The organism is Streptomyces sp. NPDC051105, from assembly GCF_040682795.1.
Taxonomy (GTDB): Bacteria; Actinomycetota; Actinomycetes; order Streptomycetales; family Streptomycetaceae; genus Streptomyces.
In genome coordinates this window covers 40322-67011 of sequence record NZ_JBFBBR010000007.1, presented here as the reverse complement: position 1 = coordinate 67011, position 26690 = coordinate 40322, and the positions used below count along the sequence as shown (strand labels likewise).

Sequence of the window (26690 nt, the reverse complement as noted above, 5' to 3'; positions counted from 1 at the left end):
GGGGGACTTTGTCAACTGCCCGCCGCACATGATGCGTTGGCGACTACTGTGAGTGTCCGTCGGGCGACACGGGGCCGAATTCTTTTGCGGTCCCCTCGGCCGGCACCGCGATGGCGCATGCCCACCTCGCGCGGCACGCGCGAGCAATTCAGGCCCGACGGACCAGTACGAGGACGCAGATGTCTCACCTCCGTGCACCGGCCGCCCGTGCCGACCGCCGTGAGGGCGGTCGGCACGGGCGGCCGGTCGCCCGACCCGTTCCCGCGCTGCCCGAGACCCACATACGGCCTCAGCTGATGCGCCTCGCCGTGCTGCCGCCGGTCGCGGTGGCGCTCAGCGGCTGCGCGGCCGTCCTGTTCACCGTCCGCTCCACCGGTGCCCGGCCCAGCCTCACCCTGCTGGCCGTGCTCACCGGAGCGGTCTCGGTGACGGCCGCGGGCATCGTCATCGCCGCAGTGGCCGCGGGCCGCGCCGCCCGCTCGGTGAGCGACCGCGTCGGCGTCCTGCGCCGCAACGCAGCCCGCGGCGAGGTCGATCTGCTGGCCCTCGTCGACGCGTTGCGCCGCGGTGAGACCCCGCCCCCGCGCAAGCCGCGCGGGGGACCGCCCGAGGACGCCGACGACTTCGAGCTGCTCGCCGCCGACCTGTCCCGCGCGCACGACGGCGCCGTCAGCGCCGTCGTGCAGGCGGCCCAGCTCTCCAGCCAGGCCGGCAGTGAACAGAAGCTGGAGGTCTTCGTCAACCTGGCGCGGCGGCTTCAGTCTCTCGTGCACCGGGAAATCTCGATCCTCGACGACCTGGAGAACGAGATCGAGGACCCGGACCTCCTCAAGGGTCTCTTCCACGTCGACCACCTGGCCACCCGCATCCGGCGGCACGCCGAGAACCTCGCGGTGCTCGGCGGCGCCGTGTCCCGGCGGCAGTGGAGCAACCCCGTCTCCATGACCGAGGTGCTGCGCTCCGCCATCGCCGAGGTCGAGCAGTACTCCCGGGTCAAACTCGTCCCGCCGATCGACGGCGAACTGCGCGGGCACGCCGTCGCCGACGTCATCCACCTCCTCGCCGAACTCGTCGAGAACGCCACGGTGTTCTCCGCGCCGCACACCCAGGTGCTGCTCCGCGCCAACCTCGTCACCTCCGGCCTCGCGGTCGAGGTCGAGGACCGCGGCCTCGGCATGCCGGTGGGCGAACAGTCCAAGATGAACGCCCTGCTCGCCGACCCCGACCAGGTCAACGTCGCCAGCCTGCTGGCCGACGGCCGCATCGGCCTCTTCGTCGTCTCCCAGCTCGCCCGCCGCCACGGCATCCACGTCCGCCTCCAGACCAACATCTACGGCGGCGTCCAGGCCGTCCTCGTCGTGCCGCAGGGCCTGCTGGGTACGGCACCGGGGGCACCGGGGACGGTGCCGCGGACGCGTGACGCGGGGGCGGGGGGCGGTGCACAGGGGGCTCCTGGCGGTGCGCCGGGAGCCGGGGCCGCACGGCCGTCCGACGCCAGCGGGGCACTGGACGGCAGCCACGGCGGTGCCCCCGGACCGAACGCGGGAGCCGGAGGCCGGGCGGCTGCCCCGGGCGGTGCGGCGGACCGGCGGCCCGCGCCGCAGCAGGGACCGGCCGCGGCCGCCGGCGGCGGGCGGCGTCGGCACGCACAGCACGGGGGTGCCCCCGCACCACTGCCGGTACGCGGCCCCCAGGAGACCCGGACCAATCCCGCCGAGGCGCTGCCCGGCATCCGCCCCGAGGACCGGCCCGCGGTCGCCGAGCACGCCGGTGCCCCGCCCGTCCCGCGCGGCGGCGCGGTGCGCGGCACCATGGGAAAACCCCAACTGCCGCGGCGCCGCGCCCAGGAGCACATCGTCCCGCAGCTCCGCGGGGGCCCGGCACCCCGTCAGGACAACGAGGTGCCGGCCGGACACGACCCCGGCCTGATGGCCGCCTTCCAGCGCGGCATCGGCCTCGCCGAGGCCCAGCAGCACCTGGAGGCCACCGAGACGGAGCCGACGATCGCCGAGTCCATGGGCGGGGCGCAGGGAGAGACCTTCTACACCGGGCTGACCGGTGTGGGCGTCGCCGGTACGGGCGTGACCGACATGGGCGTCGGCGACGGATCCGGCGTGACGAGATCCGGCGAGGGGCGCGGGGACGCGGCGAGCAGCGCATCCCACGCCACACATGCCGACGCCGCGCATATGGACGTCACGCGTATGGAGGCCATGCACATGGACGTCACGCACTTGGACGCCACACCTATGGGCGCCGCCCACATCGACGCGGCACGGGAGGCGGCACACGGGGAGGCCGGGCACATGGCCTCGGACTACACAGCCTCGGACTACACAGCCTCGGACCACCTGGGCCCGGACCACCTGGGCCCGGACCACCTGGGCCCGGACCACCGGGTCTCCGACCACATGGGCCCGGCACACACGGCTTCGGACCACACAGCCGCGGCACACACGGCTCCGGCACACACGGCCTCGGACCACACGGCCCCGGCACATGTGAGCCGGGCACCAGGGACCCCGGTCGACCCCCGGTCCTCGTCCCGACCTCAGTCGCACTCCCCGGCCCTGCGCCCGGTGCACACCTCCGAATTCACCGCCCGGCCCGACGGGAGCGCACCGGCCGGATGACCCACACCGTTTCCACCCCCACCCCCACCCCCCTCTCCACCCCCACCGCTCCCGCAGACCTTCGTACCCCAAGGAGTCGATCCACCATGGCGAGCGATGCGCCGACCGCCCAGGTATCCGACCTCGACTGGCTGATGAGCGGCCTCGTCCAGCGCGTACCCCACACCACCAGCGCGGTGCTCCTGTCCTGCGACGGACTGGTGAAGTCCGTCCACGGCCTCGACCCGGACAGCGCCGACCACATGGCGGCGCTCGCCTCCGGCCTGTATTCGCTCGGCCGCAGCGCGGGCGTCCGCTTCGGCGACGGCGGGGACGTCCGTCAGGTCGTCGTCGAACTCGACTCGATGTTGCTGTTCGTCACCACCGCCGGCTCCGGCACCTGCCTCGCCGTGCTGGCCGGCCGCGAGGCCGACGCCGCCGTCCTCGGCTACGAGATGGCCATGCTGGTCAAGAGCGTCCGCCCGTACCTCGTCACCGCGCCCCGGCAGCATGCCGTCGAACCCACGGCGATGAGGCCTTGAGGGTGGCGGCAGCCGGCGATGGGCCATGGCTGGACGATGCGGCCGGACGCCTGGTGCGCCCGTTCACGGTCAGCAACGGCCGCACCGAGCCCAGCATCGCCTTCGACCTGATGTCGCAGGTGATGGCCACCGGGGCCACCCCTCTCGGCTACCTCGGCCCCGAGCACGCGCAGGCGCTCGACCTGTGCCGCGCACCCGTCTCGGTCGCCGAGATCGCCGCGCACCTCAAGCTGCCCGCAGTGGTCACCAAGGTGCTGCTCTCCGACCTCGTCGACTGCGGGGCGCTGACTGCCAAGCCCCCCGTGTTCCACCACAACCCCACTGACCGGTCTCTTCTGGAGGCAGTGCTCGATGGACTACGACGACAGCTGTGACCCCTTCCCCACCGCGCTGAAAATCCTGGTGGCCGGTGGGTTCGGGGCCGGCAAGACCACCTTCGTGGGCGCGGTCAGCGAGATCGCGCCGCTGTCCACGGAGGAACTCCTCACCACGGTGAGTGCCGCGACCGACAACCTCGACGGTATCGAGAACAAGGTCGAGACGACTGTGGCCATGGACTTCGGCCGCATCACCCTGGACCCCGAACATGTGCTCTACCTGTTCGGCACGCCCGGACAGGAGCGGTTCTGGTTCATGTGGGACGAGCTGTCCGAGGGCGCGCTCGGCGCGGTCATCCTCGCCGACACCCGCCGTCTGGAGGACTGCTTCGCGGCCGTCGACTTCTTCGAGGAGCGCGGCCTCGGCTTCATCGTCGCCATCAACGAGTTCGACGGCTCCTACCGCTACGACCCCGAGGAGGTACGCGCCGCCATCGACCTCGACCCGGAGGTCCCGGTCGTCCGCTGCGACGCCCGTATCTCCAGCTCCGGCGTCCAGACCCTGCTCACCCTCGTCCGCCATCTCATCGCCCACGCTCCGGTCTCCGCGCCGAGCCACCGCGCCCACATGTGAACCCCATACACACCTCACGGAGCCCATATATGACCCACGTCCACAGCGACGGAGCCCGCCCATGAGGTACGACCCGACGCGCCCGGCCGGTCGTCTGCTGCTCACGCCGGAGGACAAGGAGGTGCCCCTACGTACCCGGCGCCTCGGCCAGCTGGGCCTCGGTGAACGCCCCGACCCCGAACTGGACGCCTATGCGGACCGGCTCGCCGAGGTCACCGGGACGCCGTACGCCATGGTCAACTTCATCGGCGAGGACCGGCAGTTCTTCGCGGGCCTGCACCTGCCGGCCGTGCCGCCGCCGGTGGTGAAGCCCGACGGGAGCACGCCGGTGCTGGGCCGTGAGCTGGCCCGCGACCACGGGTTCTGCCCCCATGTGGTGGTCCGGCGGAAGGCGCTGGTCCTGGAGGACGTCTGCGACTACCCGCGGTTCGCGGGCAACCCGGTCGTCGACGAGTTCGGCGTCCGTTCCTATCTGGGTGCCCCGCTCATCGATAGCACCGGGACGGCGCTCGGCACGGTGTGTGTGGTCGACGTGGCGCCACGGCCCTGGGGCCGGCCCGGCCTGGAGACCATCAAGTCGTCGGCGGCGGAGTTGGTGGCCCGCATCGAGCGACGCCAGGCGGACGGGCTTCCGCTGCTGTGACGAGGGGAACGGTTCCCTCACTAGCCGACCGGTCGAGTACCTCCGTACGCTGGTGGTATGGGACGCACCAGTGACGCCAAGCGGAAGATCCTCGACGCCGCCCGCTCGCTGATCGAGGGGCGCGGGTACTCGGCGCTCGGGGTGGCCGAGATCTGCAAGGCGGCCGGGGTGCCGAAGGGCAGTTTCTACTACTTCTTCGAGTCCAAGGAAGCTCTCGCGCTCGCGGTCGTCGACGAGCACTGGGAGGCCCAGAAGCGCGACTGGACGCAGGCCCTGAGCGGCGAGGCGGAACCGCTCCAGCGGTTGCGGCGGCTGTTCGAGGGGACGGAGGCCGGTCAGCGCGCCGTCCAGCAGGACTGCGGCACGGTGGCGGGCTGTCTGTTCGGGAACCTCACTCTGGAGCTGAGCAACCAGACCGAGGTGGTCCGCGGGCGGTTGCAGGAGATCTTCGACGCGCAGGTCGGCATGGTGGAGTCGGTCATCGGCGAGGCCCGCGAGCGTGGCGAGGTTGGTGTGACCGACACCAGGGAGGCGGCGCGGGCGGTGGTGGCCCAGCTGGAGGGCCAGGTGATGTTCGCCAAGCTGTACAACAACACCCAGCGGCTGAGCCCGATGTGGCAGAACTGCCGGGCACTGCTCGGCGTGACGACGGCCTAGCCGGGGTGTGACAGGCACTCATTTCCTGGTACTGCTGGTTCTTCTGGTACTGCTGGTTCTCCTGGTATCGCTGGTTCGGCGAGGGTGCGGACGATCCGGTGTCGGCGAACTCGCCGGTACGCTCCACCCGGCCCGCTCTACTCCACACGTGCCTGATCGATGAACGTGGTCAACGCGTCCACGGTCGCGTCGGGCTGCTCGTCGGGAATGAAGTGCCCGGCTTGCGGGATGACGACGCCGGTCACCTTCTCTGCCCAGGGGCTGATGGCGGCGGCCATGTCGGGGATCGACCCGTGGGAGCTGGAGATTCCCAGGACCGGGACGGTCAAGGGCCCTCGTCCGAGAGCCTCATGGTTCTTACGTGCCGACTCGGCGCCGTCGCGGAAGTAGGCGAGAGCCGCTCGGAGCCCTCCCTCGGTCGCGAGGGAGGCGGCGTAGTGGTCGATGTCGGCGCTGTCCAAGGTGTTCGGGGACAGCGTTTTGACCCTCAGGAACCAGCCGACGTAGTCACGCTCGCGGCCGGTGATCAGCGTTTCGGGCAGGTCGGGCACCAGGTGGAAGGCGAGGTGCCAGGTCTTCCAGGCCCGGTCGGGGTCGGCCGGGATGGCGTCGGGGAGGGTGATCCCCGGGATGCCGGCGTCGAGGAGAGCGACACCGTGCAGGCGCTCTTGGTACTTCAGGGCGAGCGAGAAGGCGACGCAGGCCCCGATGTCGTGGGCGGCGAGCCAGTACTTCGGCACGTTGAGCGCGGTCAGCGCGGCCTGGACGCGCGAGGCGAGGGTGTGGGTGTCGTAGCTCCCGTGGGGACGATCGGAGTGGCCCTGCCCCGGCAGATCGACCGCGATCACGTGGAACCGCTCGGCAAGGCGCGGCATCGCCTTGTGCCACGCCCACCAGGTCTGCGGGAATCCGGCGAGTAGCACGATGGTCGGGTCGCTCGACCGGCCGCCTTCCACGGCGTGGAGCCGGATTCCCTGCGTGTCGACCCAGCGGTGGGTGAAACCCGTGAGGTCACGCAGCGGAAGCCCGGTGACGTGGTGGTGGTCGGGAGGGCGGTTCGGGGTGATGGCGGCATCGGTCATGCGTCGAGACTAACGCATCTTGAACCATTCGGTTCAAGATAGGATGGGCAAGGCCAGGACGGACTGGCTCAGGAACGGGGTGTACGTGTGATGGCCGGCAAGAAGCAGTTCGACGTGGACGTCGTGCTCGACGCGGCGATGGTCCAGTTCTGGCGGGCCGGGTACGCCGACACCTCGCTCGACGACCTCTCCAGGACGACCGGACTGAACCGAAGCTCCCTCTACTCCTCGTTCGGCGACAAGGACTCGCTCTACCTGCGCTGCCTGGACCGCTACGCCGTCCGGTACGGAGACAGGTACGAGCAGGCGCTTTCCTGCGGTGCGACCGGGGAACCGCTGCGGGCGGTACGGGCGTTTTTCGAGGTCACCCTCCAACGCATCGCCGACCCCGACGTGCCGGACGGATGTCTGGTCGCCCAGACCGCGATGGCGACACCCGTACTCAGCCCCGCCATCGCCACGCGTGCGATCGAAGCTGTGGGGCTTCAGCACGCGCGGCTGCGGACCGCGTTGAGCACGGAGTGGGCCGAGGGCGACGCCGAGAACTACGCCACTCACATCACGGCGGTCAACCAGTCGCTGGCCGTGATGAGCAGGGCCCGGGCGAGTCAGACACAGCTGCGCGCGATCGTCGACATCAGCATGAGCGCGCTCTCGCGGGCTCTGCGCGGCCGGGGCTAGAGGACCGAAGGAGATGTTGCGTTCCGGCCCTGCCGTCTGAGGCGGGGTCAGACCTGTCGGCAGCGCCGGAAGAAGCCGGCCGTCGGCGGTTCCGTGAAACCGTCACCGCCTGCACGGTGAGCTGCCCCCCGTCCAGCACAGGATCATCCCGCGTTCGGGATCCACTCCCGGGCACGCCCTAGGGGTATGGGGCCTCGGCCCGCTGACGTCGTCGTAATAGCCGACGTAGTGGGCGGTGGCCAGATTCGCCCCGGCACCGGCGGACAGGGCCGCCCGGGCTTGCGTCAGGGGCAGGGGCGGGGTGTAGACGAACCGGCCGACGCCCATACCCGCGGCGAGCGCGGCGCCCCCCTGAGGACCTGGGTTCAGGGAGATGCGGTGGTCACCGGGTGCCGTCGGCCCGGCCCGGATCGTTGGGGTGGGACTCCAGCGGGGTGACGGTCACCGTCATCCACGGGCGCAGCGGCAGGGTGCCGAGCACCTTCTCGTGGAGTTCCTCCTCGTCGGTGGCACGCCAGACGCCGATGCTGCGCAACTCGCCCACCGGGCGCCACAGTCGGGCCAGACGGCCGGTCGCGGCCAGTTCCCCCGCACGCACGGACTCCGCGGCCCGCCGCCGGTCGACCTCCTCCTGGCCCGTGCCCTCGGGAACGCTGGTGGTGATCTCGACCAGGAACTCTCGCACGACGTGCTCCCTGCACTCTCGGTGAGGTTCATCGTGCTCCCGTCACGAGCGCCGGTGCCACGACCGGCTGCCTCGTTGCTGAGAGGCGCGGCCTCCCAGCGCGCGTAGCATGGCGCGCGTGGAACTGCGTCAGCTGCGTTACTTCGTCGCGGTCGCCGAGGAGCTGAACTTCGGGCGGGCCGCAGAGCGGCTGCTCATCGCAGGCCCCTCGCTCTCCCAGCAGATCAAGGCACTCGAACGGGACCTGGGCGTCCGCCTGTTCGACCGGGACCGCCGCTCGGTCTCGCTCACCCCGGCCGGCGCCGCCCTGCTGCCGGACACCCGGGCCCTGCTGGAGCGGGCCGACAACCTCAAGCTCCGGGCCGGGCGCCTGTCGGGTTCGCAGTCGGTACGGCTCGGTTACGTCAACTGGCTCCCCCCGGACCTGACCACGCGGACGGCCGCGGTGGCCAGGGTGCATGTGGACGCCTGGGTCGCCCCCTCGCACACCCAGGCCGCACGGGTCGCCGACGGCAGTCTGGACCTCGCCGTCTGCTGGGTGCGCACCGAGGAGCTCAAGCGGCTCGGACTGCGGGCCCGGCTGCTCGGCGCCGACCGGCTGTACGCCGTCGCGAAGGGCACCGACACCAGCGATCTGGCGGCCCAGGACACCGACGTCCTCATCGACGACGACATCACCTCCTGGGCCTCCTGGAACGTGTACGCCGAGGAGCTGACGCAGGCCGTCGGTGCCCGTGCCGTGCGCATCTCCGACGGTGCCATCACCGGCCCCGCCTTCTTCGACCACGTCCGCCGCTGCACCCGCCCGGTCCTCAACTCGCCCAAGGGACAGACCGTTCCGCTGCCGCCCGATCTGATCCGCCGGGAGGTCGTCGCGCCGAAGGTGTACTGGACCTGGTCGCTGGTCCGGCGGGAGAGCGAGGACCGCCCCGGAGTCCTGGCCGCCGTCGACGCCCTGTGCGACGGCGTCGGCGACCTCGGCATCCACGCCGAGGACGCCTGGCTGCCCGCCGACGACCCGTACGCGCTCCCGGGCTGAGCTGCGCTGGGAGTCTGCGCCTCCCTGTCGGAAGGAAACCGATCCTGGCGCCCTCTGACCGACCCTACCTACCTTCCAAATAGTCGACCGGTCGGCTAGTCACCGGTCAGCCACTACGGAGAAGGTCACCATGAGCACGCAGAACCAGAAGGTCGCGATCGTCACCGGCGCCTCGCAGGGCATCGGCGCCGCCCTCGTCGAGGGTTACCGCAAGCTCGGCCACGCAGTCGTCGCCACCTCGCGCGCCATCGCCCCCGCCGCCGACGCCGACGTCCTGACGGTGCAGGGCGACATCGCGGACCCGGCGACCGCGGAGCGGATCGTGGCCGCCGCCGTCGAGCGCTTCGGGCGTATCGACACCGTCGTCAACAACGCCGGCGTCTTCGTCGCGAAGCCCTTCACCGACTACACGGCCGCCGACTACGCCGCCCTGACCGGCATCAACATGGACGGCTTCTTCCACCTCACCCAGCGGGCCGTGCCGCATCTGCTCGCCCAGGGCGGTGGACACATCGTGAGCGTCACCACCAGCCTGGTCGACAACGCGGACGCCCGCGTCCCGTCCGTCCTGGCCTCACTGACCAAGGGCGGTCTGCAGTCCGCGACCAAGTCCCTGGCGATCGAGTACGCCACCCGCGGCATCCGGGTCAACGCGGTGTCCCCCGGCACCATCAAGACCCCCATGCACCCGGACGAGACCCACGAGTACCTCGCCGCCCTGCACCCGGTCGGCCGGATGGGTGAAGTGAGCGACATCGTCGACGCGGTGCTCTTCCTGGAGACCGCGCCGTTCGTCACCGGCGAGATCCTGCACGTCGACGGCGGTATGAGCGCCGGACACTGACGGCACGCCAAGTCACCGAACGAGAAGATCAAGGAGCGGACATGACCAGCATGACGGAGGACACGGCGATCCTGAGCGCGGTCCTCGACCGGTGGAAGGCGGCCGTCGACGCGCACCAACCCGAGCGCGTCGCCGCCCAGTTCACCGAGGACGCCGTCTTCCAGGGCCTGCACCCCTACAGCGTCGGACGGGAGGGTGTCGCCGCGTACTACGACTCCCAGCCCCTCGGCATGAAGGCGGCCTACCGCGTCCTGGAGACCCGGTGGCCCGCCGAGAACGTCGTCCTCGGCTACCTGGCCGTCGAGTTCTCCTTCACGGACCGGCCCCCGCTGGACGTCAAGCTCTCGGTCCTCGTGACCCGGGCCGGCGACGACTGGTACATCAGCCATTACCAGGTCTCCCGCCTCGACTAGAACCCGCGCCCAGCGCCGTGCGGGCGTGAAGCGGAGCTGTGGCGGCGGTTAAGAAATCCTCGATGGACCCGAGGCGCCCGGGTACGGCAGATTGCTGTGCGATTCCACCCCCCTCCCCGGCCGCGGGACGCTTCGGCGTGCCCGCGGCCGGGACCTCACGCACAGGAGCCGTAGCGTTGAAGGCGCTGGTCAAGCAGAAGGCGGAGCCCGGCCTGTGGCTCGCGGACGTGCCGGAGCCCACGGTCGGACCCGGTGACGTACTGATCAAGGTCCTGCGGACCGGCATCTGCGGAACCGACCTGCACATCCGGGCCTGGGACGGCTGGGCCCAGCAGGCGATCAGCACGCCCCTGGTGGTCGGGCACGAGTTCGTCGGCGAGGTCGTCGGGACCGGCCGCGACGTCGCGGACGTCAAGGTCGGCGACCGCGTCAGCGGCGAAGGGCATCTCGTCTGCGGCAAGTGCCGCAACTGCCTGGCCGGACGGCGCCATCTGTGCCGGGCCACGGTCGGCCTCGGCGTCGGCCGCGACGGCGCGTTCGCCGAGTACGTCGCACTGCCCGCCGGCAACGTCTGGGTGCACCGCGTCCCCGTCGACCTCGACGTCGCCGCGATCTTCGACCCGTTCGGCAACGCCGTGCACACCGCGCTCTCCTTCCCGCTCGTCGGCGAGGACGTCCTGATCACCGGGGCCGGGCCGATCGGCCTGATGGCGGCCGCGGTGGCCCGGCACGCGGGCGCCCGCAACGTCGTGATCACCGACGTCAGCGAGGAGCGCCTCGACCTCGCCCGCAAGATCGGCGTGAGCCTCGCCCTGAACGTGTCGCAGGCCCGGATCGCCGACGGACAGCGGGAGCTGGGGCTGCGCGAGGGCTTCGACATCGGCCTGGAGATGTCCGGCCGTCCCGAGGCGCTGCAGGACATGATCGCCAACATGACGCACGGCGGCCGTATCGCCATGCTCGGCCTGGCCGCCCAGGACTTCCCCGTCGACTGGGCCCGGATCGTCACCTCGATGATCACCATCAAGGGGATCTACGGCCGTGAGATGTTCGAGACCTGGTACGCGATGTCCGTCCTCCTGGAGGGCGGACTCGACCTCGCCCCCGTGATCACCGGCCGCTACGGGTATCGCGACTTCGAGGCGGCCTTCGCCGACGCCGCGAGCGGCCGTGGCGGCAAGGTCATCCTCGACTGGACCCTCTGACCGACCCGCCGACGACAACCAAGGACTGATGATGTTCGACTCCGTGCGCGACGACCTGCGCGCCACCCTCGACGAGATCCGCGCCGCCGGTCTGCACAAGCCCGAGCGGGTCATCGGCACCCCGCAGTCCGCGACCGTCAGCGTGACCGCGGGCGGCCGCCCCGGCGAGGTGCTCAACTTCTGTGCCAACAACTACCTCGGCCTCGCCGACCACCCCGAGGTGATCGCCGCCGCCCACGAGGCCCTGGACCGCTGGGGCTACGGCATGGCCTCCGTCCGCTTCATCTGCGGCACCCAGGAGGTCCACAAGGAGCTGGAGGAGCGCCTCGCCGCCTTCCTCGGCCAGGAGGACACGATCCTCTACTCCTCCTGCTTCGACGCCAACGGCGGTGTCTTCGAGACCCTCCTCGGCCCGGAGGACGCGGTGATCTCCGACGCCCTCAACCACGCCTCGATCATCGACGGCATCCGTCTCTCCAAGGCCCGCCGCTTCCGCTACGCCAACCGCGATCTCGCGGACCTGGAAAGCCAGTTGAAGGAGGCGCAGGGCGCCCGGCGCAGGCTGGTGGTCACCGACGGCGTCTTCTCCATGGACGGCTATGTGGCGCCGCTGCGCGAGATCTGCGACCTCGCCGACCGCTACGACGCGATGGTCATGGTCGACGACTCGCACGCCGTCGGCTTCGTCGGCCCGTCCGGCCGCGGTACCCCCGAGCTGCACGGCGTCATGGATCGCGTCGACATCATCACCGGCACCCTCGGCAAGGCCCTCGGCGGCGCTTCCGGCGGCTATGTCGCGGCCCGCGCCGAGATCGTCGCCCTGCTCCGCCAGCGCTCCCGCCCCTACCTCTTCTCGAACACGCTCGCCCCGGTGATCGCGGCGGCCTCGCTGAAGGTCCTCGACCTGCTGGAGTCCGCGGACGACCTGAGGGTCCGGCTCGCCGAGAACACCGCGCTGTTCCGCCGCCGGATGACCGAGGAGGGTTTCGACATCCTGGCCGGCGACCACGCCATCGCCCCCGTGATGATCGGCGACGCGTCGCGGGCCGCCAGGATGGCCGAGCTGCTGCTGGAGCGGGGCGTGTACGTGATCGGCTTCTCGTATCCGGTGGTGCCCCAGGGCCAGGCCCGGATCCGGGTGCAGCTGTCCGCGGCCCACTCGACGGACGACGTCAACCGCGCGGTGGACGCCTTCGTGGCGGCCCGGGCGGAACTGCCGGCCTGAGCGGTCTGAGCACCCCGGACATATTGCAATAATCGAGCCATGATCGAGGCGCGGCGGCTCCACATCCTCCGTGCGGTGGCCGACCACCGCACGGTGACGGCGGCTGCCGCCGCGCTGTATCTGACCCCGTCGGCCGTCTCGCAGCAGCTGGCGGCCCTGGAGCAGGAGACCGGCCACCGCCTGGTCGAGCGCAGCGCCAAGGGCGTACGGCTCACCCCGGCCGGCGAGATCCTGCTCGGCCACACCAACGCGGTCCTCGCCCAGCTGGAGCGGGCCGAGGCCGAACTGGCCGCGTACGGCTCGGGCGAGGCCGGCACGGTCACCGTCGCCGCCTTCGCCACCGGCATCGCGCAAGTGGTCGCCCCGGCAGTGGCCCGCCTCGCCCGCACCGCCCCCGGCATACGCATCCGCGTCCAGGACGCCGAGGGCGACGCCAGCCTGCCGATGGTCCTGGACCGGCAGGTCGATGTCGCGGTCGCCGTCGAGTACCGAGGGGCGCCGTCCGCCGACGACCCCCGGCTCACCCATGTCTCCCTGTACGCCGAGCCCTTCGACGCGGTCGTCCCGCTCCACCACCGCCTGGCCGGGGCCGGTGAGGTGCCCCTCGCCGAGCTGGCCAAGGACCCGTGGATCGGTCCGTACCCCGGCAACCCCTGTCACGACGTGGTCGTCCTCTCCTGCGAGAGCGCCGGTTTCCAGCCCCGCCTCGAACACTCCTCCGACGACTTCCGGGCCGTGGTGGCCCTGGCCTCGGCCGACGCGGGCGTGGCCCTCGTCCCCCGCTCGGCGCTGCGCGGCATGGACCTGACCGGCGTCGTCGTACGTCCGGTCGACGGCGTCGCCCCGACCCGCCGCGTCTTCGCGGCCGTACGGCGCGGAGCCGAGGGCCATCCGCTGATCCGCCCGGTGCTGGAGGCGCTGGGCGAGGCGGCACGGCCGTGAGCCTTCCTTAACACCGGTGTTTCATATCAGGGATATCGTCCCGGATATGAAACACGATGAGCCGGAGACCGAGCGAGACGACACGGTCGCCCCCGATCCGGTCCCCGACCTCGCCCCCGCTGCCGACTCCGTCGATGCCCGCCTCGGCCGCCGCCTCGCCGAACTGCGGACCGAACACGGCTGGTCCCTGGGCGAGTTGGCGGAGCGCAGCGGAGTGAGCAAGTCGACCCTGTCCCGGGCCGAACGGGCCGAGACCAGCGCCACGGCCGCCCTCCTCAACCGGCTCTGCAACGTCTACGGGCGAACCATGTCCCAGCTGCTCAGCGAGGTCGAGGTCGAAGCCGCGCCCGCGCCGGTGCTGCGCGCGGCCGAACAGCAGGTCTGGGAGGACCGTGCCGCCGGTTTCGTACGGCGGTCCGTGTCGCCGCCGCACGGAGGCCTGCGCGGCGAACTCGTCGAGGGCCGGCTGACGGCGGGCGCGGACATCGCCTACGACCGTCCGCCCGTGCCCGGGCTGGAGCAGCACCTCTGGGTGCTCGACGGGAGGCTCGCGGTGACCGTGCAGGAGGTCGAGCATCTCCTGGACACCGGGGACTGTCTGCGGCTGCGGGTGTGGGGGCCGACGCGGTTCCGGTGCGCCGGGCCGGGGGAGGCGCGGTACGTCCTGGCGGTGGTGCGGCCATGATGGCACTGCGCCTCGGTGCGGATCAACTGACCCAGCGGGTGGGGGAGTTGGCCGAGCTGCTGACCGACACAGTGAACGGCGGGGCGTCCATCGGCTTCCTCGCGCCCTTCGAGCGGGAGCGGGCCGTCGCCTGGTGGCAGGGGCGGCTGGACGCCGTGGCCGGCGGTCGGCTCGCGGTCTGGGCGGCGCTGGACGGCCGTGACCGGGTCGTCGGCACGGTCAGCCTGGCCTTCCCCTTCCCCGACAAGCCGAACAGCCGGCACCGTGCCGAACTGGTGAAGCTGATGGTCCACCGCGAGGCCCGCGGCCAGGGCATCGGGAGGCGGCTGCTGACCGTAGCCGAGGAGGCGGCGACCGCCGCCGGCATCACCCTGCTCCACCTCGACACCGAGACGGACAGTCCCGCCGAGCACCTCTACCGCTCGGCCGGCTGGACCCGCGCCGGAGTCATCCCGGACTATGCGGCCGACCCCGGCGGGGTGCTGCGGCCGACGACCCTCTACTACAAGCACATCGGTACTCTGACCAGCTGACTGTCAGTGGCAGGCGTTACGGTTCCAGGCATGCCGGAAGCCGAAGACGTACGCCGTGTCGCGCTGTCCCTGCCGGACACCAGCGAGAAGATCGCCTGGAGCATGCCCACGTTCCGGGTCGCCGGGAAGATGTTCGCCACGCTGCCCGAGAACGAGACCTCGATCGCCGTGCGCTGCCCCAAGGAGGAGCGCGACGAGCTGGTGCTCGCCGAGCCGGACAAGTTCTGGATCGCCGATCACGAGGCCCAGTTCGCCTGGGTCCGGGTGCGGCTCGCCGCCCTGGAGGACGAGTCCGAGCTGCGCGACATCCTCGCCGACTCCTGGAGACAGGCGGCCCCGCCCCGACTCCTGGACTCCTATCCGGAGATGGGGCTGCCGGGCCCGGACTGACCCGCCGGCCGGCCCGTACCGCCGCGGCCCCCAGGACGAGCCGTCACCCCGCCCGGACAAAAGCCGTGCGCGACCACCGGTCCGAGTGCGGTATTGTTTCCCTGCGCGTTTCGACCAGGGAAATCCCAGGTCAGACGGCACCGGGACGTGGCGCAGCTTGGTAGCGCACTTGACTGGGGGTCAAGGGGTCGCAGGTTCAAATCCTGTCGTCCCGACTGGAGACAGTCGCAGGTCAGGGCCGGTTTCGGAAACATCCGAAACCGGCCTTTGGTCATTCTTGGGGATGAGTTGGGGACGGTTGGGGACCGGCGTCCGACGCCTACTGCCTGACCGCAGACCAGGTCACCACCCTGCGCCGGATCTACGCCGGCCCCGCCGACGAACACGGCCAGCTCCTCCACCCGGGCTACCAGCTGCGCGGCTCGAGCTGAACTGGGCCCGCCGCGAGAGCGTCGGAGACGGGAGCCGCTCATGTCACCTGTGCCGGGTCGCTGGGGTGGCGGGTCAGCGGCACCGTGTCGACCGGGCGCCAGCCGGCCATCGGGAGGGACCGCAGGATCTCGCGCAGCCGGCCGGCCCCGGGCGCCTGCCACAGGCCGATGGCACGGCCCCCGCCCGACAGCGTCCACAGGCGGATCAGATAACCCTCGGCGGCCATATCGCGTACGCGCTTCGACTCCGCCGGGCTCTCGGGCCGCGTTCCGGACGGCACGTCCACGGCGAACGTGACCAGGTACTCCTCGCTGTCCGCCGCGACCGGGACCCCGCCCGGGCCGGGATCGGCGGGGTGCCGGGCGAGCTCGGTGGGCACGTCGGTCCGCCAGACGCGCAACGGCATCGCGGCGAGCGTGCGCTCCAGCGCGTCCGGGCCCGCGTCGTCGAACAGGCCGATCGAGCGCCATTCGCCCGGCTCCAGTGGCGGACGCCACAGCCGCAGCAGGCGCCCCCGCGCGGCGAGTTCGCGGCTGTGCGCTGCCTCCCGCGCCCGGACCTCGGCCACCTCCCGCTCCGTCGTACCGTCCGGCACCCGGGTGGTCATCGTGACCAGGTACTCCATCTCAACCCTCCTCGGGGGTCGGCCTCAACCCTCCTCGGGGGTCGGCCCTTCCAGGATCGGCCCGGCCGGTTCCCCGCGCCCCTCCGCCGTCCGGCCGGAGTACTGTGGTGAGCGAGAGTTTGAACTCTCAAACATTCGCTCATCGGAGAACGTCATGCGCGTCGCGATCACCGGATCCACCGGACTCATCGGTTCCGCCCTCACCCGCTCCCTCCTCGCCGACGGCCACCGCGTACTGCGTCTGACCCGCGCCCGGACCGTGCCGCAGCCGGCCGACGGCAGCGAATCCGCCTCCTGGGAGCCCGGTGCCCGGCTGGACCCGGCTGTCCTGGACGGCGTCGACGCCGTGGTGCACCTGGCCGGAGCCGGGATCGGCGACCGGCGCTGGACCGAGACGTACAAGCAGGAGATCCGGCTCAGCCGCCTCCAGGGGACGCGCACCGTCGCCGAGGCCTGCGCCGAGGCCGCCGAGCCGCCCCGGGTGCTGGTCTCGGCCTCGGCCACCGGCTACTACGGCGACACCGGCGACCGCGTGGTCACGGAGGCCGACCCGGCCGGGAGCGACTTCCTGGCCTCCGTCTGTGTGGGCTGGGAGGCCGCCGCCGCGCCGGCCGAGCGGGCCGGTGTCCGGGTCGTCCACCCGCGTACCGGCCTCGTGGTCTCCGCCGACGGCGGCGCCTGGGGCAAGCTCTTCCCGCTCTTCCGGTTCGGTCTCGGCGGCAGGCTCGGTTCCGGCGACCAGTTCTGGCCCTTCATCTCCCTGCCCGACCACATCGCCGCGCTCCGCCACGCGATCGACCACGAGGACATCGCGGGACCGCTCAACTTCACGGCCCCCGAACCGCTGACGAACCGTGAGATCACCCGCGCGATGGGCCGGATCCTGCACCGGCCCACCCTCGCCGCGGTCCCCGCCTTCGCCCTGAGGGCCGTCCTCGGCGAGTTCTCCGTGGGGGTCACCGGCAGCTGCCGTGCCGTGCCCGCGGCCCTGCTGAAGACGGGCTTCGCCTTCCGGCAGCCCGGCATCGACGACGCCCTTCGCACGGCCCTGCGGAAGGGGTAGGCGACCTGCACGGTCCCGCTCGGCTCCCCGGTGGTCGCCGCGATCTCCCGGGTTAACCTGTCGTTATGTGCCCGAGCCGTCCGGAGGGGGCCGCATCCGAGCCGTCCCTCGCCGCGGGGGCGCGGGCGAGGACGCTCACGCTGGCTCTCCGGCAGGCGGCGGCGAGTGTCGGGGGAGTGGGAGCCCTGCTGCACCGGTGGGACCGGCGCACCGGAAGGCTGACCCTGCAAGCGGTGGACGGCGTCGCCGCCGAGGCCGTGCGGGACTGGGCGGAGCTGCGGGAGGAACAGGACGTGCCGCCGGCGTGTGCCCTGCGGCGCGGTGTCATGGTCGAGGCGGCCGGGGACGACCTCGGGACGGGCGCCTCCGGCATCGTGTCGCTGCCGCTCGTCGGTGCCGAGGGACCGATCGGCGCGCTCTCGGTGCTCACCGGGGGCGGCGACGGCGAGCCCGACGACATACAGCTGTCCTTTCTGCGCGCGGTGGCGGCGTGGACCGCCGAGCGCCTGCAGTCCGCCCCGGGACGACCGCCGCACCACGCTCCCGGTCCCGAGCACGTGCGGACGGCCAAGGCGGCCCGCCTGACCGCGGCCCTCGCCGAGGCCGTGACCGTCCAGGACGTCGTACAAGCCGTGGCGGACCACGTCCTGTCGCCGTTCGGCGCCGACGGGCTGGTCGTCTCCATGTTCGAGAACGGCCGGCTGACCAGGGTAGGCGAGGTCGGATACCCGCTGGAGTACCTGAAGCGGTTCGAGGGCCCGCTCACCGCCGGCATGCCCGTCACCGATGTGCTGCGGACCCACAAGCCGCTGTTCCTGGAGTCGCCCGCCGAGATCTACGAGCGCTATCCGGCCGTCAAGGACAGGATCCTGATGGGCACCTCGCCGAAGATGGCCTGGGCGTTCCTGCCCCTGGTCGCCTCCGGGCGCGCCATCGGCATCGCGGTCCTGTCCTACAACCGGCCGTGCTCCTTCGGCGAGGAGACGCGCACCCTGCTGACCACGCTCAGCGCCCTGGTCGGCCAGGGGCTGGAACGGGCCCGGCTGTACGACGTGGAGCACGCCCGCGCCCAGGAACTGCAGAACATCCTGCTGCCCCGAGCGCTGCCGCGGCTGCCCGCCGCCGTCGCGGCGGCGCGCTATCTGCCGGCGGGCCGGGGCGAGTAGGTGGGCGGCGACTGGTTCGACGTGATCCCGCTCTCCGCCGACCGGGTCGCCATGGTGATCGGCGACGTGATGGGCCACGGCATCGCCGAGGCGGCCACCATGGGCCGGCTGCGCACCGCCGTACGCACCCTCGCCGACCTCGACATGGCCCCCGACGAACTGCTGAGCCACCTCAACGACCTGGTCAGCGACCTGGGCGAGGATTTCTACGCCACCTGCCTGTACGCCGTCTACGACCCGGCCGGCCGCCGGTGCAGTTACTCCCTCGCCGGGCACCCGCCGCCGGTCTTCGTGTATCCCGACGGCACCGTGCACAGCCCCGTCACCAGTCCCGATCCGCCGCTCGGCGCCGCCACCCCGCCGTTCGCGGCGCACGGGCTGCCGCTGCCGGACGGGAGTCTGGTCGTCCTGTGCACCGACGGGCTGATCGAGTCGGCCGCGCAGGACGTCGAACAGGGGCTGGCCCGGCTGCTGCGCGTCCTGTCCGGCGCCGGCGCCGGACCCGCCCGCTTCACCGGCACCGACCAGGAGAAGGACGTCCAGGGCCTGGAGGAGCTGTGCGACACGGTCGTCTCGGAGCTGCTGCCCGACCGGGGGCGGACCACCGACGACGCGGCCCTGCTGATCGCCCACACGCGCGCCATGCCCGCCGCCGACATCGCCTCCTTCGGCCTGCCCGACGATCCCCGGGCCGCGGGCCAGGCCCGTCAGCTCGCTCGCGACCAGCTCACCCGGTGGGGCCTGGACGAGCTGACGACGACCACCGAACTCCTGGTGAGCGAGCTGGTCGGCAACGTCGTCCGGCACGCCAAGGGCCCCATGCGGCTACGGCTGCTCCGCAGCCGCATCCTGACCTGCGAGGTCTACGACGGCAGCCTCAGCACCCCGCGCGTCCGGCACGCCACCTACACCGACGAGGGCGGCCGCGGTCTCCAGCTGGTCGCCGCCCTGTCCCGCCGCTGGGGCGCCCGCTACCTCAGCGACTCCAAGTGCATCTGGGCCGAGCAGGACATCCCGAACGTCGCCGGCCGGGTCGGCGTCGCCTCCTGAGCGGGCCGAGATTCCATTACTGACATGTTGGAGGCGAGAGGTATTAGTTGACCTGTCAATGCGGAGTGACCGTGCCTGGCATGGGCCTTCACCACGCACTCCTCGGTCTCCGCGACCCCGGCCGTCCTCAACCCACGCACCCCACGTGCGCCAGGGCCTGCTTCAGGAGCACGCCGTGGCCGCCGGGCATCTCGCTCTGCACGGCCTCGGACATGGCGTCCCGCGGGCTGAACCACACCAGGTCCAGGGCGTCCTGGCGGGGCCGGCAGTCACCGGTCACCGGCACGACGTAGGCCAGCGACACCGCGTGCTGTCGCGGGTCGTGGTACGGCGTGACGCCCAGCGTCGGGAAGTACTCGGCCACCGTGAACGGCTGCAGGGAGGCCGGCACCCGGGGCAGTGCGACCGGGCCGAGATCCTTCTCCAGATGGCGCAACAGGGCGTCGCGGACCCGCTCGTGGTGCAGGACACGGCCGGAGACGAGGGTCCGGCTGACCGTTCCGTCCGGGCCGATGCGGAGCAGCAGTCCGATGCTGGTGACTTCGCCGCTGTCGTCCACACGTACGGGCACGGCCTCCACGTACAGGATCGGCATACGGGCGCGAGCCATCTCCAGCTCGTCGGAGGACAGCCAACCGGGCGTGGTATCGGTCATGTCAGACATTGCTTGATCATACTTTCCGGGTGGGGCACGCGCTCAGTCGCGGCCGGGGTCCGATGCGGGAAGTCCGTAGAGGCGACGGGCGTTGTCGCGTCCTGTCCAGGCGGCGATCCTCACTGCGTCGGCGGGGCTCAGTTCGTCGGCGTCCACCCGCTCCTGGAGCAGCCCGGCCAGCCCCTGCCGGAAGGACAGGGCGCCGAGATGGTGGAACTCGGACACACCATAAGCGTCCGAGCTGTACAGCAGTTTGCGGAACGGAGTGATCTCCATCGCCTCCGCCAGCACCGAACCCGCCCGGGCCGGGCCCACATAGTGCAGGGCGAGCCCGACGTCGAGGTGCACATGCTCGAACACCGTGGCCAGATAGGCGGCTTTGCGCTGGTACGGCCAGCAGTGCAGCAGCAGTACCGGGACGGTGCCGGCGGTCAGCCGCAGCCAGTCGGTGAGCAGGGCCGGGTCCGCCAGGTGCAGCCGCAGGTCCGAGTCCCCGAAACCGGCGTGGAGTTGGAGCGGCAGCCCGAGGGCGACTGCGGTCCACAGCAGATGGCGCATCAGCACCGGGTCCGTGAGCTTGCCGCCCCGCGCGAACCACAGCGCGGCCGCCCGGGTCACCTCGGAGTACGTCGGCCGCGCCGGATCCAGGTCGAAGCCGGTGCGATAGGCGGCGACCGACTTGACCGCGATCACCCCCGGCCGCCGAACCGCCTCCTCGGCCGCCGCCCGGAAGGCGGCCGCGTACTCGCCGGCGTCGATGCCCCGCGTGGCCACCTCCTCGGCGATGCTCTCCAGCCGGACCACCTCGTAGGCGGCCGCGCCGGCCGCGTCCGCGAGGTCGGCGGGCGAGGTGACCGGGTGCGGGGCGTAGCCGGTGTCCACGCAGAACGTCTCCGCGTGCGCGGCGGTGAGGAAACGGCGGTTGACCTCCTGCCAGCCCAGTTCGGCGCGGCGCGCCAGGTACTCGGCTGCCGGCGCGTGCCGGTCCAGGTCGAGCACGGGTGCGCAGTGCCGTCGTACGGCCACGCCGACCGGGCTGTCGAACGGTGACACGCCCGGCCAGGCCGCGCCCTCCGTCAGCAGTGACTCGAAGTCGGCCGGGTCGAGGTCGACGGTGACCGCGCCGTGGCAGTGGTGGTCGACGAGGGGGAGCGTGTCGAGGGCTTCCCGGACCGGTCCGGCCATCAGTACTTCCAGCGGTAGGCCGCCGCCACCCCGGTGTCGTCGAGCCCGGCGGCGGCCGCCGTCTCGCCTTCGCGTACGGCGACCACCGCGTCCGCGAGGACCGGACCGAGGGCCGTGCACACCACCTTGTCCTCGCGGAACGCGTCCACGGCCTGCGCCAGCGAGGTGGGCAGCCGTCGTACGCCCCGGGCCACCGCCTCATCCGGGATCAGCCGGGCCGGGTCGTCGACGACCTCCTCGGGGAGGGGCGCGCCCGAGGCGAGCCCGTCGAGTCCCGCGGCGATGACACAGCCGAGCGCGAGATACGGGTTGGCGGCCAGGTCGACCGGCTTGATCTCCAGGTTGGCGTCCTGGCTCTGGTGGCCGGTCGTGCCGGTGATGACCCGGACGCCGGTCTCCCGGGTCTCCCGGCCCCAGGCCGTGTACGCCCCCGCCCACTGGGAGGGCTTGAGCCGCAGATAGCTGGCCGGGCTCGGCGCGGTCACCGCCGTCAGCGCGGGCAGATGGGTCAGCAGCCCCGCCACGAAGGACTCGGCCTCGCCGGTCATGCCGTACCGGCCGTCGCCGCCGGCGTGCAGATTGACCCCGTGGCGCCAGACGGAGAGATGGAGGTGGCCGCCGTTGCCGACGCCCCGCTCGGTGACGGCCGGGGAGAAGGAGGCGCGCAGGCCGTGCCGCTGCGAGACCGCGCGGATGGTCTGCCGTACCAGCACGCTCTGGTCGGCCGCCGCCACCGGATCCAGGGCGTCGGTGGAGAGCTCGAACTGGCCGGGGGCGTACTCGGGGTGGAACTGGGCGACCGGCACCTGCTGCGCGTCCAGGGCCGCGAGCAGGTCGGCGGCGTAGTCGCTCAGCTCGATCTGCCGGGCGGCGCCGTACGCCGGTCCCTGGGTCGCCGGGGCGAACTCGTCGGCCGGGGCGGCGGCCCGGCCCAGCGCCCACTCGATCTCCACGCCCGCCTTGAAGGTGAGGCCGAGCCGGTCCTCGGCGTCGGCGACGGTCCGGCGCAGGAAGGTGCGGCTGCACCCCGGGTGCCGGTCGCCCTCCTGGGTGATCCGGTCGACGGGGGCCCAGGCCCAGCCGGGCTGCGCGGCCAGCACCACCAGCCGGTCCAGATCCGGGTAGAGGCGCAGATCGCCGTCGGGTGAGCCGAGGACGTCAGTGCGGACGATCGTGTCGTTCGCCAGGAAGGTGTCGAACACCGGGGACATGCCGACGCCCCACGCCACCGCCTGCTGGAGCCGCTGCCAGGGGACCGTCTTCACCCGGCAGATGCCGGCGGTGTCCACGTAGGCCAGCACGATCGCCCGCACACCCTGCGCGGACAGCTCATGGGCGAGGGCATGCGCCCGGGCGAGATCACCGGGGCGCCCGCCGGGCACGGGGTCGACAAGGGGTGGCATACGACGTCCTCCTCGACGGGCTCGGATGCACACGTCCCGGTCAGGGTTTCACGGCGACCGCGCCGAACTGCGGCACCGGCGCCGGGAAGTCGGCCCCGGCGCGCCACTGCGAGCAGGGCACCGGGCCCGGTGCCGACAGATCGAGTCCGTCGAGGACGCCGGCGATCCCGGCGCGGCTCCGGGCGGCGATCGGCGGGGTGGCATGGTCGTTCCGGAACCGTATCGCCGCGAATGTTGCCCTGGCCGCCCGCCTCGGCTCCGCGTCGGCCGTCGGCCGACATCGTGCCGCCCGGTGATCGCGCTGTCGCAGGAACCTCCATGGCCGTTTCCGGTCCCGTCGGCCCTATGGGGGACACTGGTGTACGAATGCCGTCCCCCACCGGAAGCAGGACATGCCCGCCTCGCCCGCCTCCCTCCTCGCCACGCCCGGCCTCCCCGCCGGTCCCGCCGACATCCGCCTCGTCGTCACCGACATGGACGGCACCCTCCTCGACGACGAGAAGCGCATCCCCGAGGGACTGTGGCCGATGCTGGCCGAACTGCGCCGCCGCGGTGTGCTGTTCAGCCCGGCGAGCGGCCGCCAGTACGCCACCCTGGCCCGGCAGTTCGCGGACGTCGCCGACGGCATGGTGTTCATCGCGGAGAACGGCACCTATGTGGTGCGCGACGGCGTCGAGCTCAGCTCGGACGTCCTGGACCCGGCCGTCGCCGGCGGTCTCGCCCGGACCGTACGGCGGCTGGTCGCCGACGGCGTCGACGTGGGTGCCGTGGTCTGCGGCAAGCGGTCCGCGTACGTGGAGCGCTCGGACGAGGCGTTCCTCGCCGAGGTCCGCCGCTACTACGTCGAACACCGGGTCGTCGACGACCTCACCGCCGTCGACGACGACGTGATCAAGGTCGCGCTCTTCGACTTCGGCCCGGCCGAGCGCACCACCGCCCCGGCGCTGGCCGGCTTCGCCGCGACCCACCAGGTCGTGGTCTCCGGCGAGCACTGGGTCGACGTGATGAACCGCACCGCGAACAAGGGCACCGCCCTGCGCGGCCTCCAGCGCGAACTGGGCATCACCCCCGCCCAGACCATGGTCTTCGGCGACTACCTCAACGACCTGGAGATGCTCGACGCCGCCGACTGGTCCTTCGCCATGGCCAACGCCCACCCGGACGTCATCCGCCGGGCCCGCCACCTCGCCCCGTCCAACAACGACAACGGCGTGTTGCGCACCGTCGCCCGGATCCTGGGCCTCTGAGCCGGCTCGGGAACGGGCTCCGGCTCGGGACCGGGCTCCGGCTCAGGTACGGGCGCTCCTTCCGCTGGGGAGTGACTGCGGGTCAGCCGGCGAGGGGTTCCTCCGACAGGTCCCACAGGCGGCGGCCGTTGTCCGGGTCGACGGCGTAGCGGGCGACGCCGGCGAGCCTGCCGGTACGACGGCCGGTACTTCGACGATCTCGCTCTCGTCGCAGTCGTCGAAGTACCGGCCGCCGACGCCTGCGTGCTGCCGGACGGTGCTGGCTCGACGGTCACGGTGCTGGCTCGACGGTCACGGTTCGACGCTCATGGCCTGACCAGGCGGTCCTGCTCCACCGGGGGCGTGCCGTCGTGCCAGGGCAGGGGCTTGCCGAAGCGGACCAGCTCGCCGTAGAGGGCGGGGTCGACGTGGTCGGCGAAGACCAGGTCGAGGACGGCGCGGGCGGCGTCGGCGGGGGACTGGGCCTGGCTGTAGTCGCTGAACCAGGGGCGGGAGGTGGCGGTGTCGACCATGCCGGGGCAGACCGAGGCGATCAGGGTGCCGGAGGCCAGGTCCTGTTCCCGGCGCTCGGCGGCGAGGGCGCGGACGGCGGCGACCTGGGCCACCTTCGAGGGCACGTTCAGCCAGACCGGCCAGCCCGCCTCGGCGGCGGTGTGCTGGTGGACGGCGCTGCGCCAGGACTCCACGGCGTACTCGACCTGGTCGAGGGTGGCGCCGTCGAACAGGTGGTGCAGCCGGGGGTCGAGATGGCCGAGCGTGCCGAGCGAGCTGGCGACCACCAGCAGCCGGCCGCCCGGGCGCAGGACGGGCCCGAAGGAGCGCAGGATCGCGTGGGTGGCGGTGTTGGAGACGTCGATGAACTCGTCGGCCCGCTCGGACTGCGACTCGTCGGGCAGTACCCGGGCGACCGCGTTGGACACGACGACGTCCACCCCGCCGTAGCGGGCGCGGAGTTCCTCGGCGAGGCGGACGACGGCGTCGGTGTCGGTGACGTCCAGGACCCGGCCCTCGACCCGGGCGCGGGTGCCGGGCGACCGGACGACCTCGACGGCGGCGTCCGTCACCCGCCGCTGGTCGCGACCGGTGAGCAGGACCAGGTCGTCCGTCGTCAGCCGGGCGGCCAGGCCTTCGACGAGGGCGCGGCCGAGTCCTTGGTTGGCGCCGGTCACCAGGGCGATACGGGGAGTCTTCATGCCCACCACGCTAGGAACGTCATGTCCATGAGTCCAACGAAAGTACGGCACAGGTGGTATGCGTAAACGTCATGGACTTCAACGACGTGTCGCTGACCGCGCTGCGGGTCTTCCGCGCCGTGGCCGACCAGGGCACCTTCACCGCGGCCGCCGCCACGCTGGGCTACACCCAGTCTGCGGTGTCCCGGCAGATCGCCGCGATCGAGCGGGCGGCGGGCGCCGAGCTGCTGGAACGGCGGCGCGACGGGGTGCGGCTCACCGCGGCCGGCCGCATCGTCATGCGGCGCGCGACCGTCGTCCTCGACGAGATCGAGGCGACGGCGCGGGAGCTTTCCGGCCTGCCCGAAGGGGCCGGGACGGTCCGGCTGGGCTGGTTCCCCACGGCGGGCGCCGTGCTGGTACCCCGGGCCCTGACCACGCTCCGCCGGACCGACCCCGCACTGCAGGTCACCGGCCGTGAGGGCACCACCCCGGCCCTGGTCCGTGCGCTGCGGGCCGGCAGCCTGGACCTCGCGCTGATCGCGTCGGCGCCGCCGTTCCGGGCGCCGGACGCGGAGTCACCGCCGCTGGCGCTCCAGACCCTCACCGAGCGCGCCCTGTGCCTCGCGCTGCCGTCCGCCCACCCCCTGGCCCGCAGCGGCTTCGTCGATGTGGCCGACCTGCGCGGACAGCGCTGGATCGCCGGCCCCGCGGCCGGCGAGGACCGGTTGATGGGGGTGTGGCCCGGGCTGGACGAGCGCCCCGAGATCGTCCACACCGCCCGGGACTGGCTCGCCAAGCTCCAACTCGTCGCTGCGGGCTGCGGGTTGACCACCGTACCGGCCGCCCTCGCCGCCGCCGCTCCGCCGGGGGTCCGGATCCTGCCCGTGCGCGGCGGACCTCAGGAACAGCGGCGCCAGCTGCTGGCCCGGCTGCCCCAGCCGCCGACGGAGGCGGTCACCCGCGTGGCGGCGGCCCTGCGGGCGGCGGCGCTCGAAACGGACGTACCGGAGGGATCCGAGTGAGCCTCCCCGGAACTCAGCTGTTCTCGGCCGCGAACATCCAGCGCTGCTTCTCCAGGTCGGCGGTGAGGGAGATCAGCAGGTCCTGGGTGACCGGGTCGGGCTCGTCGGTCGCGGCGATCCGCTCGCGCAGCCGTCCGATCGCCGCCTCCAGCGTCCGTACCATCAGGTCGACGACCTCGTCGTCCCGCAGCCAGCCGTCCTTGGCGCCGGGCAGCGAGAAGGCCGCGGCGATCGTCTCCGGGCGGCCGTCCGGAGACACGCCCAGCGCGGCGGCACGTTCCGCGACGGTGTCCGAGTAGGAGCGTGCGGCGGCGACCACCTCGTCGAGCTGCAGATGGATCGAACGGAACCGGGGCCCCACGATGTTCCAGTGCGCCTGCTTCCCGATCAGCGACAGCCCGAGCAGATCCACCAGGGTGTCCTGCAGAGCGGTCCCGGTGACCCGGAGCGCCTCGTCGGACAGCGTGCTCTTCACCACGGTCATGCGTGTGTTTCCCTTCTGTGCTGCGGTCGTCGATCGGGTGCCCGTGCCGAGCGG

At 72.2% G+C, this 26690-nt stretch carries 28 protein-coding genes, 1 tRNA gene and 2 pseudogenes; 22 read left to right on the top strand and 9 right to left on the bottom strand.

What is annotated here, in order from left to right:
* Positions 1-179: 179 nt before the first annotated feature.
* From AB0N16_RS18945 to AB0N16_RS18920, 6 genes and pseudogenes are all read left to right on the top strand, one after another.
* Positions 180-1976 (top strand): annotated as a pseudogene (locus tag AB0N16_RS18945) (ATP-binding protein); the annotation flags it as partial.
* A 743-nt stretch (positions 1977-2719) separates the two neighbouring features.
* Positions 2720-3154: a roadblock/LC7 domain-containing protein gene (locus AB0N16_RS18940; protein ID WP_365798032.1), complete on the top strand. Its 435-nt coding sequence runs from the start codon at positions 2720-2722 to the stop codon at positions 3152-3154.
* Between the two features lie 2 nt (positions 3155-3156).
* Positions 3157-3528, top strand: coding sequence for a DUF742 domain-containing protein (locus tag AB0N16_RS18935; RefSeq protein WP_351705625.1), 372 nt, complete (start codon positions 3157-3159; stop codon positions 3526-3528).
* Entirely contained in the window at positions 3506-4105 is a 600-nt protein-coding gene (locus AB0N16_RS18930) for an ATP/GTP-binding protein (RefSeq protein WP_365798030.1), read from the top strand. Before AB0N16_RS18935 ends, AB0N16_RS18930 begins: the two co-directional genes overlap by 23 nt.
* A gap of 61 nt (positions 4106-4166) precedes the next feature.
* Positions 4167-4748 (top strand): GAF domain-containing protein, encoded by a 582-nt coding sequence (locus tag AB0N16_RS18925; protein WP_365798028.1) that lies wholly within the window; start codon positions 4167-4169, stop codon positions 4746-4748.
* A 57-nt stretch (positions 4749-4805) separates the two neighbouring features.
* Positions 4806-5405 carry a TetR/AcrR family transcriptional regulator gene (locus tag AB0N16_RS18920; RefSeq protein ID WP_365798026.1) on the top strand — a complete coding sequence of 200 codons (600 nt, stop codon included), beginning with the start codon at positions 4806-4808 and terminating at the stop codon, positions 5403-5405.
* Positions 5406-5542: 137 nt separating this feature from the next.
* Here AB0N16_RS18920 and AB0N16_RS18915 read toward each other — a convergent pair whose 3' ends face one another.
* Positions 5543-6487, bottom strand: coding sequence for an alpha/beta hydrolase (locus AB0N16_RS18915; RefSeq protein ID WP_365798024.1), 945 nt, complete (start codon positions 6485-6487; stop codon positions 5543-5545).
* Between the two features lie 90 nt (positions 6488-6577).
* Here AB0N16_RS18915 and AB0N16_RS18910 point away from each other — a divergent pair, with 90 nt between their 5' ends.
* Positions 6578-7168 (top strand): TetR/AcrR family transcriptional regulator, encoded by a 591-nt coding sequence (locus AB0N16_RS18910; RefSeq protein ID WP_365798022.1) that lies wholly within the window; start codon positions 6578-6580, stop codon positions 7166-7168.
* A 216-nt stretch (positions 7169-7384) separates the two neighbouring features.
* Here the strand turns inward: AB0N16_RS18910 and AB0N16_RS18905 are convergent.
* Together AB0N16_RS18905 and AB0N16_RS18900 are read right to left on the bottom strand one after the other, a co-directional pair.
* Positions 7385-7495 (bottom strand): annotated as a pseudogene (locus AB0N16_RS18905) (YbfB/YjiJ family MFS transporter); the annotation flags it as partial.
* A 55-nt stretch (positions 7496-7550) separates the two neighbouring features.
* A complete protein-coding gene (locus AB0N16_RS18900) occupies positions 7551-7853 on the bottom strand; it encodes a muconolactone Delta-isomerase family protein (protein WP_365798020.1) in 303 nt (100 codons plus the stop codon).
* A 109-nt stretch (positions 7854-7962) separates the two neighbouring features.
* Between AB0N16_RS18900 and AB0N16_RS18895 the strand changes: the two genes are divergently transcribed.
* The 10 genes from AB0N16_RS18895 to AB0N16_RS18850 all read left to right on the top strand — a co-directional run bounded on the left by AB0N16_RS18895 (position 7963) and on the right by AB0N16_RS18850 (position 15344).
* Positions 7963-8892, top strand: coding sequence for a LysR family transcriptional regulator (locus tag AB0N16_RS18895; protein ID WP_365798018.1), 930 nt, complete (start codon positions 7963-7965; stop codon positions 8890-8892).
* 130 nt (positions 8893-9022) lie between these two features.
* Positions 9023-9736, top strand: a complete 714-nt coding sequence (locus AB0N16_RS18890; protein ID WP_365798016.1) for an SDR family oxidoreductase — start codon at positions 9023-9025, stop codon at positions 9734-9736.
* A 41-nt stretch (positions 9737-9777) separates the two neighbouring features.
* Entirely contained in the window at positions 9778-10149 is a 372-nt protein-coding gene (locus AB0N16_RS18885) for a nuclear transport factor 2 family protein (RefSeq protein ID WP_365798015.1), read from the top strand.
* 176 nt (positions 10150-10325) lie between these two features.
* Positions 10326-11354 (top strand): L-threonine 3-dehydrogenase, encoded by a 1029-nt coding sequence (gene tdh / locus AB0N16_RS18880; RefSeq protein ID WP_365798013.1) that lies wholly within the window; start codon positions 10326-10328, stop codon positions 11352-11354.
* A gap of 31 nt (positions 11355-11385) precedes the next feature.
* A complete protein-coding gene (locus tag AB0N16_RS18875; RefSeq protein WP_365798551.1) occupies positions 11386-12579 on the top strand; it encodes a glycine C-acetyltransferase in 1194 nt (397 codons plus the stop codon).
* A 39-nt stretch (positions 12580-12618) separates the two neighbouring features.
* On the top strand, positions 12619-13521 hold the full coding sequence (locus AB0N16_RS18870; RefSeq protein ID WP_365798011.1) for a LysR family transcriptional regulator: 903 nt from the start codon (positions 12619-12621) through the stop codon (positions 13519-13521).
* 46 nt (positions 13522-13567) lie between these two features.
* Positions 13568-14206, top strand: a complete 639-nt coding sequence (locus tag AB0N16_RS18865; protein ID WP_365798009.1) for an XRE family transcriptional regulator — start codon at positions 13568-13570, stop codon at positions 14204-14206.
* A complete protein-coding gene (locus AB0N16_RS18860; protein WP_365798007.1) occupies positions 14203-14739 on the top strand; it encodes a GNAT family N-acetyltransferase in 537 nt (178 codons plus the stop codon). The genes AB0N16_RS18865 and AB0N16_RS18860 overlap by 4 nt, the downstream gene beginning before the upstream one ends.
* Before the next feature lie 30 nt (positions 14740-14769).
* Positions 14770-15129 (top strand): MmcQ/YjbR family DNA-binding protein, encoded by a 360-nt coding sequence (locus AB0N16_RS18855; protein ID WP_365798005.1) that lies wholly within the window; start codon positions 14770-14772, stop codon positions 15127-15129.
* Positions 15130-15270: 141 nt separating this feature from the next.
* A tRNA-Pro gene (locus tag AB0N16_RS18850) sits at positions 15271-15344 on the top strand.
* 254 nt (positions 15345-15598) lie between these two features.
* Here AB0N16_RS18850 and AB0N16_RS18845 read toward each other — a convergent pair.
* The gene (locus AB0N16_RS18845; RefSeq protein WP_365798003.1) at positions 15599-16186 is read right to left on the bottom strand and encodes a muconolactone Delta-isomerase family protein; all 588 of its coding nucleotides are present in this window, start codon (positions 16184-16186) and stop codon (positions 15599-15601) included.
* 154 nt (positions 16187-16340) lie between these two features.
* Here AB0N16_RS18845 and AB0N16_RS18840 point away from each other — a divergent pair, with 154 nt between their 5' ends.
* The 3 genes from AB0N16_RS18840 (at position 16341) to AB0N16_RS18830 (ending at position 19465) form a co-directional block, all read left to right on the top strand.
* Positions 16341-17249: a TIGR01777 family oxidoreductase gene (locus AB0N16_RS18840; protein WP_365798001.1), complete on the top strand. Its 909-nt coding sequence runs from the start codon at positions 16341-16343 to the stop codon at positions 17247-17249.
* A 65-nt stretch (positions 17250-17314) separates the two neighbouring features.
* The gene (locus AB0N16_RS18835; protein ID WP_365797999.1) at positions 17315-18415 is read left to right on the top strand and encodes a GAF domain-containing protein; all 1101 of its coding nucleotides are present in this window, start codon (positions 17315-17317) and stop codon (positions 18413-18415) included.
* Positions 18416-19465 (top strand): ATP-binding SpoIIE family protein phosphatase, encoded by a 1050-nt coding sequence (locus AB0N16_RS18830; protein ID WP_365797997.1) that lies wholly within the window; start codon positions 18416-18418, stop codon positions 19463-19465.
* A gap of 127 nt (positions 19466-19592) precedes the next feature.
* On the opposite strand, the gene AB0N16_RS18825 is transcribed toward AB0N16_RS18830, so the two are convergent.
* The 3 genes from AB0N16_RS18825 to AB0N16_RS18815 are packed head-to-tail and all read right to left on the bottom strand — an operon-like array spanning position 19593 to position 22708.
* On the bottom strand, positions 19593-20120 hold the full coding sequence (locus AB0N16_RS18825; RefSeq protein WP_365798550.1) for an NUDIX hydrolase family protein: 528 nt from the start codon (positions 20118-20120) through the stop codon (positions 19593-19595).
* A gap of 42 nt (positions 20121-20162) precedes the next feature.
* On the bottom strand, positions 20163-21305 hold the full coding sequence (locus AB0N16_RS18820) for an amidohydrolase family protein (RefSeq protein WP_365797995.1): 1143 nt from the start codon (positions 21303-21305) through the stop codon (positions 20163-20165).
* Positions 21305-22708 carry a glutamine synthetase family protein gene (locus AB0N16_RS18815; RefSeq protein ID WP_365797994.1) on the bottom strand — a complete coding sequence of 468 codons (1404 nt, stop codon included), beginning with the start codon at positions 22706-22708 and terminating at the stop codon, positions 21305-21307. Before AB0N16_RS18815 ends, AB0N16_RS18820 begins: the two co-directional genes overlap by 1 nt.
* A 392-nt stretch (positions 22709-23100) precedes the next feature.
* Between AB0N16_RS18815 and AB0N16_RS18810 the strand changes: the two genes are divergently transcribed.
* Complete coding sequence (locus AB0N16_RS18810; protein ID WP_365797992.1) at positions 23101-23955, top strand: Cof-type HAD-IIB family hydrolase; 855 nt, start codon at positions 23101-23103, stop codon at positions 23953-23955.
* 305 nt (positions 23956-24260) lie between these two features.
* On the opposite strand, the gene AB0N16_RS18805 is transcribed toward AB0N16_RS18810, so the two are convergent.
* Positions 24261-25148: an SDR family NAD(P)-dependent oxidoreductase gene (locus AB0N16_RS18805; protein ID WP_365797990.1), complete on the bottom strand. Its 888-nt coding sequence runs from the start codon at positions 25146-25148 to the stop codon at positions 24261-24263.
* Positions 25149-25219: 71 nt separating this feature from the next.
* Here AB0N16_RS18805 and AB0N16_RS18800 point away from each other — a divergent pair, with 71 nt between their 5' ends.
* Positions 25220-26152 (top strand): LysR family transcriptional regulator, encoded by a 933-nt coding sequence (locus AB0N16_RS18800; RefSeq protein ID WP_365797988.1) that lies wholly within the window; start codon positions 25220-25222, stop codon positions 26150-26152.
* A 13-nt stretch (positions 26153-26165) separates the two neighbouring features.
* Here AB0N16_RS18800 and AB0N16_RS18795 read toward each other — a convergent pair whose 3' ends face one another.
* Positions 26166-26636 carry a DNA starvation/stationary phase protection protein gene (locus tag AB0N16_RS18795; RefSeq protein ID WP_365797986.1) on the bottom strand — a complete coding sequence of 157 codons (471 nt, stop codon included), beginning with the start codon at positions 26634-26636 and terminating at the stop codon, positions 26166-26168.
* Positions 26637-26690: the final 54 nt, after the last annotated feature.

Bases quoted from the DNA above. Each gene is read 5' to 3' on its own strand.
- AB0N16_RS18930 (WP_365798030.1), top strand. From the start codon at position 3,506: ATGGACTACGACGACAGCTGTGACCCCTTCCCCACCGCGCTGAAAATC.
- AB0N16_RS18810 (WP_365797992.1), top strand. From the start codon at position 23,101: ATGCCCGCCTCGCCCGCCTCCCTCCTCGCCACGCCCGGCCTCCCCGCC.
- AB0N16_RS18910 (WP_365798022.1), top strand. From the start codon at position 6,578: ATGGCCGGCAAGAAGCAGTTCGACGTGGACGTCGTGCTCGACGCGGCG.
- AB0N16_RS18865 (WP_365798009.1), top strand. From the start codon at position 13,568: ATGAAACACGATGAGCCGGAGACCGAGCGAGACGACACGGTCGCCCCC.
- AB0N16_RS18840 (WP_365798001.1), top strand. From the start codon at position 16,341: ATGCGCGTCGCGATCACCGGATCCACCGGACTCATCGGTTCCGCCCTC.
- AB0N16_RS18870 (WP_365798011.1), top strand. From the start codon at position 12,619: ATGATCGAGGCGCGGCGGCTCCACATCCTCCGTGCGGTGGCCGACCAC.
- AB0N16_RS18820 (WP_365797995.1), bottom strand. From the start codon at position 21,305: ATGGCCGGACCGGTCCGGGAAGCCCTCGACACGCTCCCCCTCGTCGAC.
- AB0N16_RS18835 (WP_365797999.1), top strand. From the start codon at position 17,315: ATGTGCCCGAGCCGTCCGGAGGGGGCCGCATCCGAGCCGTCCCTCGCC.
- AB0N16_RS18800 (WP_365797988.1), top strand. From the start codon at position 25,220: ATGGACTTCAACGACGTGTCGCTGACCGCGCTGCGGGTCTTCCGCGCC.
- AB0N16_RS18885 (WP_365798015.1), top strand. From the start codon at position 9,778: ATGACCAGCATGACGGAGGACACGGCGATCCTGAGCGCGGTCCTCGAC.
- AB0N16_RS18940 (WP_365798032.1), top strand. From the start codon at position 2,720: ATGGCGAGCGATGCGCCGACCGCCCAGGTATCCGACCTCGACTGGCTG.
- AB0N16_RS18925 (WP_365798028.1), top strand. From the start codon at position 4,167: ATGAGGTACGACCCGACGCGCCCGGCCGGTCGTCTGCTGCTCACGCCG.
- AB0N16_RS18805 (WP_365797990.1), bottom strand. From the start codon at position 25,148: ATGAAGACTCCCCGTATCGCCCTGGTGACCGGCGCCAACCAAGGACTC.
- AB0N16_RS18795 (WP_365797986.1), bottom strand. From the start codon at position 26,636: ATGACCGTGGTGAAGAGCACGCTGTCCGACGAGGCGCTCCGGGTCACC.
- AB0N16_RS18860 (WP_365798007.1), top strand. From the start codon at position 14,203: ATGATGGCACTGCGCCTCGGTGCGGATCAACTGACCCAGCGGGTGGGG.
- AB0N16_RS18875 (WP_365798551.1), top strand. From the start codon at position 11,386: ATGTTCGACTCCGTGCGCGACGACCTGCGCGCCACCCTCGACGAGATC.
- AB0N16_RS18895 (WP_365798018.1), top strand. From the start codon at position 7,963: ATGGCGCGCGTGGAACTGCGTCAGCTGCGTTACTTCGTCGCGGTCGCC.
- AB0N16_RS18890 (WP_365798016.1), top strand. From the start codon at position 9,023: ATGAGCACGCAGAACCAGAAGGTCGCGATCGTCACCGGCGCCTCGCAG.
- AB0N16_RS18915 (WP_365798024.1), bottom strand. From the start codon at position 6,487: ATGACCGATGCCGCCATCACCCCGAACCGCCCTCCCGACCACCACCAC.
- AB0N16_RS18920 (WP_365798026.1), top strand. From the start codon at position 4,806: ATGGGACGCACCAGTGACGCCAAGCGGAAGATCCTCGACGCCGCCCGC.
- AB0N16_RS18825 (WP_365798550.1), bottom strand. From the start codon at position 20,120: ATGACCGATACCACGCCCGGTTGGCTGTCCTCCGACGAGCTGGAGATG.
- AB0N16_RS18815 (WP_365797994.1), bottom strand. From the start codon at position 22,708: ATGCCACCCCTTGTCGACCCCGTGCCCGGCGGGCGCCCCGGTGATCTC.
- AB0N16_RS18845 (WP_365798003.1), bottom strand. From the start codon at position 16,186: ATGGAGTACCTGGTCACGATGACCACCCGGGTGCCGGACGGTACGACG.
- AB0N16_RS18855 (WP_365798005.1), top strand. From the start codon at position 14,770: ATGCCGGAAGCCGAAGACGTACGCCGTGTCGCGCTGTCCCTGCCGGAC.